The sequence below is a fragment of the Flavobacterium sp. YO64 genome (assembly GCF_004119505.1).
In the GTDB taxonomy this organism is placed as follows: domain Bacteria; phylum Bacteroidota; class Bacteroidia; order Flavobacteriales; family Flavobacteriaceae; genus Flavobacterium; species Flavobacterium oncorhynchi.
This window is the reverse complement of record NZ_NRQV01000005.1, coordinates 221,358-228,994: the sequence shown is the minus strand read 5'-3', so window position 1 is coordinate 228,994 and position 7,637 is coordinate 221,358. Positions and strand designations below refer to the sequence as shown.

6 protein-coding genes are annotated in these 7,637 nt (G+C 31.6%); 1 reads left to right on the top strand and 5 read right to left on the bottom strand.

Features of this window, described 5'->3' with window-relative positions; genetic code table 11:
* Positions 1 to 37 precede the first annotated feature (37 nt).
* The 3 genes from BOW57_RS05725 to BOW57_RS05715 all read right to left on the bottom strand — a co-directional run bounded on the left by BOW57_RS05725 (position 38) and on the right by BOW57_RS05715 (position 3,355).
* Positions 38 to 634 (bottom strand): 3'-5' exonuclease, encoded by a 597-nt coding sequence (locus BOW57_RS05725; RefSeq protein ID WP_129053335.1) that lies wholly within the window; start codon positions 632 to 634, stop codon positions 38 to 40.
* A gap of 2 nt (positions 635 to 636) precedes the next feature.
* Positions 637 to 2,550, bottom strand: coding sequence for a DUF294 nucleotidyltransferase-like domain-containing protein (locus BOW57_RS05720; RefSeq protein ID WP_089055689.1), 1,914 nt, complete (start codon positions 2,548 to 2,550; stop codon positions 637 to 639).
* A 382-nt stretch (positions 2,551 to 2,932) separates the two neighbouring features.
* Positions 2,933 to 3,355: a hypothetical protein gene (locus BOW57_RS05715; protein ID WP_089055679.1), complete on the bottom strand. Its 423-nt coding sequence runs from the start codon at positions 3,353 to 3,355 to the stop codon at positions 2,933 to 2,935.
* A 117-nt stretch (positions 3,356 to 3,472) separates the two neighbouring features.
* Here BOW57_RS05715 and BOW57_RS05710 point away from each other — a divergent pair, with 117 nt between their 5' ends.
* Positions 3,473 to 4,702: a multidrug effflux MFS transporter gene (locus BOW57_RS05710; RefSeq protein ID WP_129053334.1), complete on the top strand. Its 1,230-nt coding sequence runs from the start codon at positions 3,473 to 3,475 to the stop codon at positions 4,700 to 4,702.
* A gap of 140 nt (positions 4,703 to 4,842) precedes the next feature.
* Here BOW57_RS05710 and BOW57_RS05705 read toward each other — a convergent pair whose 3' ends face one another.
* Entirely contained in the window at positions 4,843 to 6,102 is a 1,260-nt protein-coding gene (locus tag BOW57_RS05705) for an NAD(P)/FAD-dependent oxidoreductase (protein WP_129053333.1), read from the bottom strand.
* Positions 6,103 to 6,186: 84 nt separating this feature from the next.
* Positions 6,187 to 7,521 (bottom strand): DEAD/DEAH box helicase, encoded by a 1,335-nt coding sequence (locus BOW57_RS05700; RefSeq protein WP_129053332.1) that lies wholly within the window; start codon positions 7,519 to 7,521, stop codon positions 6,187 to 6,189.
* Between the last annotated feature and the right edge of the window lie 116 nt (positions 7,522 to 7,637).

Genomic DNA, 7,637 nt, shown 5'->3' with positions numbered 1-7,637 from the left:
AATTAGTAGTCTTTTTGTTTTTAATGTTTTTTTAAAACTATTTTATTCCTAATCGAGATTTCAATTTCAGAAATAAAAGTCCGATTTTATAAGCATCTTCAGCAGAAGAATTTCGATCGCTTTTTGGAATTTTGTAAATTTCGCATAGATCATTTAATGAAAACTGCTTGTCGTTAATGTCCGTTAATTTACGATACATAACATCTACATCTAAAGCTTCATTTTTAAGTCTGCCGCAATTTAATCTTTCCAAAGCCGCATTAAGCATTTCTATATCAAAATTGATATGATGCCCCACTAGAATTGCATTTCCAATAAAGTTGACAAAAGCTTCAACAGCATCAGGTTCCGGCATTTTCATCATTTTACTTTCAATGATAAACTCATTTGAGAGTCCGTTATCCTGCAGAAATTTGTATTGAAGTAAAACGGCTTCAAAATTTTCTTTAATTAAAATACTGTCTTCCACAACAGAAAATGCTCCCAAAGACAGAATGACGTCTTTGTTTGGATTTAAACCAGATGTTTCAGTCGACAACACCACAAACTTGGACGGTTTCGTTTCTAATTTATTCAAATAGTCCTTCCAAAAATCCGGATATTCTTTATTAATATTTTTAAGCCAGTCTAGCATATTTACGAGAATTGTGTAAGTTGAAATTTACTCTTAATAAGTTCCTCAAGGTCTTTCATTGGGGTTAAAGCATTTTTTAACTTTTCTTTGTCTGTTTTAGACATTTCTCTTAGATTAATGTATTGTCCAGAATCATCATTCTTTAATCCTTCGACCGTTCTAAACTTTGAAAGCGTTAGAAAAGCTTCAGCACAACTTAAATATATTTCGGCATTTTTAGAATCAGTAATTGCTAATTGTTTAAATCTTAAATAGGTATTTTTGATTCCTTTTATATTCGCATTCAAAATTAACAAGCGCGCGCCATCAATCAACGGCATTAAAGCACGGGTTTTAATATCAAATTTAGTTTTATGCGGGCCGTCTTCTTCTACAATGAATTTTTTGAAAAAGCTTAAAGGAGAATTTCTCTTTAAAGCATCGTTTCCTAAAAAGTCGAAGAACAAAGTATTGTTTACAGCATTTTTAAAAATCACATTTTCAATCACTTCTTCAATCTTTGGTTCACCAAAAACGATTTCATAATCAAAAAAAATAGAACTTAAATCATTACTGTTTTCACCTGGAGTATTCATCCAGCTGTTATATTGTTTCGTCCAGTCTGTCAATGATTTACACCAAAGCATATTACTGCCCATATGTCCGTTTGGACAATATTCGTAACCTACTTTTTCAAGGATAGAAGTAGTTCTTTTTGCAAGTCTCAAAAAATAATCTTTTACTTCTCTATATTTTTCTGGAGCCACATCTTCAAAGATCAAAATACTGTCTTGATCTGTTAGCAAAAGCTGTTCTTTACGACCTTGACTTCCTATACTTAACCACGCAAATCGAGCAGGAGGTGAGCCTAAATCTAAAATTGATAATTCGACAGCACGTTTTATGATTGCCAAATTAATTTCACTCGCAATATTGCTGATATGAGAAATTGGTATGTTTTTTTGAATCGAATTCTGAATTAAATCTGATAATCGATCGCGTATTTGTTTTAGATCTTTTGGCAGTTGCGAACGTTTAATCTCTTTAATTAAAACACCAGGGTTACTTGCTTGAGCCACAATTAAATCGTGCTCAGAAATTATTCCTTTTACCGCAGATTTACTTGTACCGTCTTTTGTTACGCATAAATGTGATACATTATGTTTCAGCATTAGTAATTGAGCTTCAGCTAAAGAAACGTTTTCAATTACGGTAACAACAGGCGAGGACATAATTTTATCTATAGTTTCTGATATTGGATAACGGCCAGTTGCAATTTTTGAAGACAAATCGGCATTTGTAACAATACCAATTGGTTTTGTTTTTTCAGTAACCACAATATTATCTACCATAGATTCCGTCATTAAAATCGCAACATCTTTTACAATATGATGCGCCTCAGTTGTTAACGGAGAATTATTATAGGCTAGAGACTGTATATATTGCATTTCTGACTGCTGATCTATATAGCTGTTGTCAGCATCTAATTTTCCATTAGAACGCACATTATCTTTAGTATGTCTTGAATTTATTGCAAAACTTTCCAACAAAAAATTTAAAACGTCAGGATTATTAGCCACAAATGGTCTAAAAACAGCGATAGGAATAGCATAAATTATACTTTCTTCACGTGCTTTTGCAGTCATCATGTAGTTATTTTTGGCAAAAAACGGACGTAAACCAAAAATATCGCCTTCATGACATTTATTTATAATTGTTTCCTCAGCATCAGCAATTGTTGTCAAATTAATGATACCAGAAGCAACAACATAAAAACTGTCGTGCAATAAATCATTATTTTGAAACAATACAGCATGTTTTTCTAAATTGATAACACGAATATTAGTTGCAATTTCTGATAATTCTTGAAAAGTCAAATTATCAAACGGCGGGTATTCTTTTAAAAAATCTGCAATATGCTCAGCAATTGTATTCATAGAGTTGATATTTTTTTTAAAGTATCTAATGTAAAAATAATAAAATTTAGTTTCACTTTGAACGCATCTTGATTAGAAAGTGATTATTTTAAAGAAATGTTAAGATTTAGCAAATTCAAGGCTTTAAAATGCATTTTGTCATTTCAAAAATATTTTTTTCTGTAATAGACTTTATAAGGAATGTATTCTATGAGTAGTCGCTGAGATTTGAATATTTACAAAATTTTAATACAGAAGTGCATTTATGAGATTCTCGCGTCTTTAATTTTCTATTTTACATAATATAAATTATAGTTCAAATTGTATGTAAGTAATAAATCAGCCGTAGAACGGCTGATAATCTAAAAAGCACCACAATTGTGGTGCTTTTTACTAATATTGTTTATTGTTTTAATTTCTTCAGATAAACTGACTTGCCATTTAAAGAAACGTTTATTTCGTTATTCTTTTCTGAAAAAGTTGTTCTTAAAGCATTTCCTTTAAAAATTGAAACATCACCGTAAACTTTTCCAGTTTCGTCAGAAACATATTCAAATGATAATTTTTTATTTCCCGGTTCAATACCAATTTTATAGCTGGAAAATTTTGACGAGCTTACGTCAAATTCTTGCTGAGAATCGATTATATTTCCGTCAGCGTAAAAATTTGTAATTGTCTTGTTTAATGTGATATCAGGATAATACTGATTTACTTTTTTTAATAATTCGTACTGTTCAATACTCACATCTTCTTTTTTTGATGTGATTGTTTGTGCAAATGAAACAGCTGTAAAAGCTAACGATAACAACAAAATATACTTCTTCATAATTACTTAATTTTTAGGATTAATAATGTTTTGTTTTAGATATAAATGTGTTTAATTCTATTACAAGATATGAAATCTTTACCTTTGCAAAAAATTAAACGCCTTTTATTTCAAAAAATGACTACAAAAAAATATATTAAACTCATACTTATTTTAGGTTCTTTAACTGCGCTTGGTCCGTTTTCAATCGATATGTATTTACCAGGCTTCTCTGATATTGCAAAAGATTTGAACACAACTGTTGCAAAAGTTTCTATGAGTTTGTCTAGTTATTTTGTTGGAATTTCAGCTGGGCAATTGCTTTACGGGCCATTATTGGATAGATTTGGACGAAAAAAACCATTATTTATTGGTTTATTAGTCTATATTTTAGCTTCGTTAGGCTGTATATATGTGACTAATATTGATTCATTTATATTTTTACGTTTTGTTCAAGCTATTGGAAGTTGTGCTGCCACAGTTGCATCAGTTGCAATGGTTAGAGATTTATTTCCGGTTAAAGATATTCCTAAAGTTTTTTCGTTATTAATGCTTGTCGTTGGGCTTTCGCCAATGTTAGCACCAACAGTCGGCGGATATGTTACTGAGGATTTTGGCTGGCATACCGTATTTTTGATTTTAATGTTTATGGGGATTTTTATTCTGGCAGCTTCGCAAATTGGTTTACCAAATACCTATAAACCAGACCCGTCAATATCTTTAAAACCTAAACCCATCATTACCAATTTTCTGAAAGTATTAAAAGAACCGCAGTTTTACACTTATGCTTTTACTGGAGCAATCGCTTTTTCTGGATTATTTTCGTATGTAGCGGCCTCTCCTATTATTTTTATGGATATTTACCATGTTGATGCTAAAACTTATGGTTGGATTTTTGCATTTATGTCTGTTAGTTTTATTGGTTCCAGTCAATTAAATTCTATTTTATTGAAACGCTTTTCGAGCGAACAAATGATATATGGCGCTTTGATTTCACAATCTGTAGTGAGCATTGTTTTTCTAATTTTATCTCTAAATAATCTTTTAGGATTATATGAAACTATTGGAATGTTGTTTTTATTTTTGGCTTGTTTAGGAATTTCAAATCCAAATACAGCTGGACTAACTTTAGCTCCGTTTGCAAAAAATACTGGAAGTGCTTCTGCATTAATGGGTGCAATTCAATTAGGAATTGGTGCTTTTGCATCATTTGCGATTGGTGTTTTTGTAAAAGATTCTATTGCACCAATGGTTGCTATTATGACTACAACAACAATAACAGCTTTTATTGTTCTAAATATTGGAAAACGCTTTATTAAACATAAAGTAGAATTATCCGAAAATGATGATGTGCTGATTGGGCACTAACTTTTTAAATTCCAAAACTTAAATTCCAAAAATTTAGTTTACTTATAAAAAAAAAACAGAATCTTTTTAGATTCTGTTTTTTTATGCTCGTTCCAGTTTTGGAATTTGAAATTTTTAATATTGAGATTTACATTTACTTTTTAAGATCTTTTATCAGGTCTAATAATCATTCTAAGTGATTGATCCCTTGCAAAATAAGCAACCATCCAATTCCAGAAAGTATTCAATCTATTTCTATATGTAATTAAGGAAATTAAGTGAATAAACAACCAAATTACCCAAGCAAAAAATCCTTTAAAATGCCATTTAGGACTTGGTAAATCTACTACTGCTTTATTTTTTCCAATAATCGCCATTGATCCTTTGTCTATATAAGCAAATGCTTTTAAAGGTTTGTTCTGTGCTATTGCTTTAAAGTTTTTAGCTAGGTTTAATCCTTGTTGTATAGCAACTTGAGCAACTTGCGGGTGCCCGTCAGGAAAGTTTTTATCTCCAGCTAAAATTGCGGTATCACCAATTGCATAAATATTTTCAAAACCGTTTACTTTATTGTATTCATTTGTTGCCATACGTCTGCCTCGCCCGTAGCTTTCTTGTGGAATTCCGTCAAAAAGCTTTGCAGAAACTCCAGCTGCCCAAATTAAGTTTTTGGTTTGAATCTTTTCTCCGTTTTCAAAAAAGACAGTATCATCAACATAATCCGTTACTCTAGTGTGCAATTTTACTACCACTCCTAAATTTGTAAGCGCCTCTAAAGTATCTTTTTGCGAAGCTTTACTCATTGGCGAAAGGAGAGCGTCTCCCCCATCGACTAAATAAACATTGCTGGCAGATGTTTCTAGTTCGGGATATTCTTTTAGCAGAATGTTTTTTCGCATTTCAGCGAACATCCCTGAAACCTCTACTCCTGTTGGTCCCCCACCTGCAACAACAATAGTTAATAATTTACGACGTTTACGAATATCTTTTGTAATTGCTGCTTTTTCAAGATTTTTAAGCAGTGTATTACGCATTTCGATGGCATCATTTAAGGTTTTCATCGGAATAGCGTTTTTCATTACATTTTCCATTCCAAAGTAGCTTGTTTCAGCTCCAGTTGCAAAAACCAAATGATCGTAGCTCAATTCACCGTTATTAAGGATAATTTTATTTTCAGCAGGCACTACTGAAAGTAATTCGCCTAAACGGAACTGTAGGTTTTTCTTTCCTGCAAAAAATTTTCTAAAAGGATAGCTAATACTTGAAGGTTCTAAAAAAGCTGTAGCAACTTGATATATAAGTGGTGGAAAAAAGTTATAATTGTTTTTATCTACAAGAGTAACTTGTATTTGAGGGTGGTTTACAAGTTCCTTTGCTAGATTGATTCCTGCAAAACCACCTCCTATGATGACTATCTTCATATTATATGTTGTTATTAAGTAGGATTATAGAATAATACCTTATAAATATACAACTTTAATATGCAATGATAAATGTCATGCTTGTTACTTTTTGAATTTTTTAACAGGTTTTTCAACTACATCGATTTTGTTTTGAAGGACATAATTGGCTAACAACTTTTCTATCAATTCATCTTTTGTAAGATGATGAAAAACCGTTTTAACTTTTGTTTTTAAATCATTTGAAATATCATGATTTGGTTTCGTTTTGAAGATCTGTTTTGCCCATAAAAGTGTGTTATTTTCTTCAATACTTAACGCCGAAGGTTTTTTGAACTCAGAAAACTTTAATCCCAATTCTCTTTCGAAATCGGCAATTTCTGCAACTTCTTCTTCCTGTAAAACGGTTAAAGAAAGTCCCTTTGCTCCTGCTCTCGCTGTTCTTCCACTTCTATGAACATACGTTTCGTAAGCATCAGGTAAATGGTAATTTACAACATAAGAAATTTCTTTTACATCAATTCCTCTAGCAGCTAAATCAGTCGCTACTAATATATTAATATGTCCTTCACGAAACTGCTCCATAATTCTGTCACGAATTCCCTGCGATAAACTCCCGTGAATTGCTCCAGAAGAGAAACGATTTATTGCTAGATTTTTAGCTAATTTATTGACGGCAGCTTTAGTTTTACAGAAAATAATACCGCGTTCACCATCTTTTGAATTAAGAAAATGCATCAAAACATCTAATTTTTCAATTGGATCTACTACAATATATTCATGATCAATACCTTGGTTTCCAACCACTTCCATACTAGCGCTTACCTGAACTACATTCTTGTTTAAGTAATTCTGAATCAATTGCTTAATTGTTCCCGGTAAAGTCGCTGAGAATAATAAAGTACGGTGTTTTTTAGGAAGTTCAGTAATGATTTCATCCAAACTTTCTTTTAGAATCGAAACCATTTCATCAGCTTCATCCAAAACTAAATATTGAGTTTGTTTTAAATCAACTGCTTTTCTTTGAATTAAATCAATTAAACGTCCAGGTGTTGCCACAACAATATGTGTTGGCGAAGTAAGGCGCTCGATTTGAGGTTTTATTGGAATTCCACCGCAAGTTGCAGCGATTGAAATATTTGGAATATGTTTTGAGAAATCTTCTAAATTTCTAAAAATCTGATGACCAAGCTCTCTTGTTGGCACCAAAATAACAGCCTGAACAACTGGTAATTCAGTATCAATTAATTGCAATAAAGGCAATCCGAAAGCAGCCGTTTTTCCGGTTCCTGTTTTGGCTAAACCAACAACATCATGTGTTTCAGTCAATAAAAGCGGAATTGTTTTTTGTTGTATTTCTGTAGGTTCAACAATGTTTAATTCGCCTAAAGCTTTTAAAATTGGTGCTGATAGACCTAATGTTGAGAATTGTTTAGACATGATTTATCTTTGTTTGTTTTGTTTTTATTTGTTTTAAGTTTCAGATTACTTTCAAAACTTAAAATAAGTTTTATTAATTCGAAAAGGAGAAATCACAATAGAATGAATTACTCTGA